This is a genomic window from Mesorhizobium sp. M5C.F.Ca.IN.020.32.2.1 (assembly GCF_004023105.1).
Taxonomy (GTDB): domain Bacteria; phylum Pseudomonadota; class Alphaproteobacteria; order Rhizobiales; family Rhizobiaceae; genus Mesorhizobium; species Mesorhizobium wenxiniae.
Genome location: NZ_RZSX01000863.1, coordinates 1 through 2,612 on the forward strand (window position 1 = coordinate 1; position 2,612 = coordinate 2,612).

Sequence of the window (2,612 nt, forward strand, 5' to 3'; positions counted from 1 at the left end):
TGTCGCGATAGGACGCCCGCGTCATCGGCGCGCTCGGCGTCATCGGCCCGACCCGGCTGAACTACGCACGCATCGTGCCGATGGTCGACTATACCGCGCAGCTTATTTCGCGCATGCTGCGGTAATACGTGTCGCCCAAAACCAAAGCGCGTCGCACGAATCCCTTCAAACGCGACACGCTTTCGGGGACCTCAAGGAGAAAAAAATGGCGCTGGAATCATTCAAAGCCCAGATCAGCCTATTGCTCGAGCAGATGATCAACCAGCCCGAGGATCAGCATGAAGTGCAGGAACAACTGCGCGAAAAGCTGAGGGAGATGCGCGCCATGGGCCTGCCGCTGCCGGCCGATCTCGTCGCGCTGGAAAAGCGCCTCGACGACGATTTCTACGCAGCCGGAAACTGAGCCCGAAAAACCATGCCGGCGCGTCACTTACGGCAAAGCCCGTCTTGATCGGCGCGTTCGCCTGGCCGGCGGCGCTGGTGCAATCGAAACCGTCCCTCAGGGAGTACACGCCTGCCCACCTTTGTGCGACAAGGCCCCAGTCTTAAAAGGCTCAGTCTAAAAGGTCGATCCCGTTTTTTGGGGTCATGCGCTAAGGCCGAAACCATGACCCTCACCGGATTCCTCGCTTATAGCGCGGCCCTCGGCATCGCCGCTGCCATCCCCGGCCCGGGGCTCACCGCCCTTATTGCGCGTGCGCTTGGGTCCGGCTTTCGCTCGGCGCTCGCCATGTCCTTCGGGCTGATGCTCGGCGATCTCACCTACCTCACCGCCGTGGTGCTCGGCCTCGCGCTCGTCGCGCAGACCTTCGGCATGGCCTTCCTGGCGATCAAATGGCTTGGCGTCGCCTATCTCGTTTTCCTGGGCTGGCGCTTTTGGACGAGCGGCATCGCGCCCGAAACGGTGGCGGCGAAGAAAGGCAGGGGCGGGCTGGTGTCGAGCTTTATTGCCGGCCTCGCCGTCACGCTCGGCAATCCGAAGACGATGATCTTCTATCTCGCCATCACGCCGACCATCGTCGATCTGAAGACCATTACGCTCGCCGACTACGGCATCCTCGTCGCGCTGACGCTCGTCGTGTTGCTGGTGGTGCTGGTGCCCTATCTGGCGCTGGCGGCCAAGGCGCGCGGGCTTCTGAAGTCGCCGCGCGCTCTGAGGGCGCTGAACCGCACCGCCGCCGCCTTCATGGTCGCGGCGGCGGCTGCGATCGCCGCCCGGCAATAGCCAGTTTTGGCCACGCCTGAATGCTTTTCCTGGGCGAGGGTGTTTTCAGAATGCGTTCCAGTCGGATATTTTCAAACGGCAGACTATCTTGCGCGGCCGAAGGCTTTATCCTGCCTTGTCGAGACTTATGCCCATCTGACTCTTGCCCGCCTAACTCTTGGGAGCGAAACCAATGAACAAGCCCGCCACCACCGCGCACGCGCCGGGCCGCGGCCGCATCTACAATTCGATCACCGAGACGATCGGCGACACGCCGCTGGTACGGCTCGACAAATTCGCCAATGAAAAGGGCGTCGTTGCCAATCTGCTGGCCAAGCTCGAATTCTTCAACCCGATCGCCTCGGTCAAGGACCGCATCGGCGTCTCGATGATCGAGGCGCTGGAGGCATCGGGCAGGATTGCACCCGGCAGGACGACGTTGATCGAGCCGACTTCGGGCAACACCGGCATCGCGCTCGCCTTTGCCGCTGCCGCCAAGGGCTACAAACTGATCCTGACGATGCCGGAAACCATGTCGGTCGAGCGCCGCAAGATGCTGGCTCTGCTCGGCGCCGAACTGGTGCTAACCGAAGGGCCGAAAGGCATGAAGGGCGCCATCGCCAAGGCCGACGAGCTGGCCGCGACGCTGCCCGACGCCATTATTCCGCAGCAGTTCGAAAATCCGGCCAACCCGGAGATCCACCGCCGCACCACGGCCGAGGAAATCTGGAACGACACCCATGGCGAGGTTGACATCTTCGTGGCCGGCATCGGCACCGGTGGCACCATCACCGGCGTCGGCCAGGTGCTGAAGCAGCGCAAGCCCTCCGTGCATGTCGTCGCCGTCGAGCCGGAAGCCTCGCCGGTGCTGTCGGGCGGCCAGCCCGGTCCGCACAAGATCCAGGGCATCGGCGCCGGCTTCGCGCCGAAGATACTCGACACGACGATCTACGACGAGATCGTCAAGGTCTCCAACGAGGATTCGGTCGCCAATGCGCGGCTCGTCGCGCGCCTCGAAGGCGTGCCGGTCGGCATCTCGTCGGGCGCTGCCCTGCAGGCGGCGATCGTCGTCGGCTCGCGGCCGGAGAACAATGGCAAGAACCTCGTGGTGGTCGTCCCGTCCTTCGCCGAGCGCTATCTGTCGACAATCCTGTTCGAAGGGCTGGGGGCTTAGGTCCCTCGACGGAGGTAGGTGGGCTTCAGCTAATCTCGAAAGTTGCGCTAGTCCACCTAAGGAGCGACAGGCTCCAGCCGTGCGCCGAGGACCCAGATGGCAGCGCTGGACCGCTGAAAAAACAACTGTGGCGGCCGTGGCTCGCTTGAGTGGAGCGGCGCTTCCGGTTCAGATCGTCGCCGGCCTTGCACCGGCTGGCGGAGGATTTCATGTACAAGCTCTATACCCGTGCCA

3 protein-coding genes and 1 pseudogene are annotated in these 2,612 nt (G+C 63.4%); all 4 read left to right on the forward strand.

What is annotated here, in order from left to right; translation table 11 throughout:
• Positions 1-11: 11 nt before the first annotated feature.
• A pseudogene (gene hrcA, locus EOA86_RS30040) lies at positions 12-125 on the forward strand (heat-inducible transcriptional repressor HrcA); the annotation flags it as partial.
• Between the two features lie 80 nt (positions 126-205).
• Entirely contained in the window at positions 206-403 is a 198-nt protein-coding gene (locus EOA86_RS30045) for a hypothetical protein (protein WP_029347942.1), read from the forward strand.
• Positions 404-607: 204 nt separating this feature from the next.
• On the forward strand, positions 608-1,225 hold the full coding sequence (locus EOA86_RS30050; RefSeq protein ID WP_128344949.1) for a LysE family translocator: 618 nt from the start codon (positions 608-610) through the stop codon (positions 1,223-1,225).
• 172 nt (positions 1,226-1,397) lie between these two features.
• The gene (cysK, locus tag EOA86_RS30055) at positions 1,398-2,378 is read left to right on the forward strand and encodes a cysteine synthase A (RefSeq protein ID WP_128344951.1); all 981 of its coding nucleotides are present in this window, start codon (positions 1,398-1,400) and stop codon (positions 2,376-2,378) included.
• Positions 2,379-2,612 lie beyond the last annotated feature (234 nt).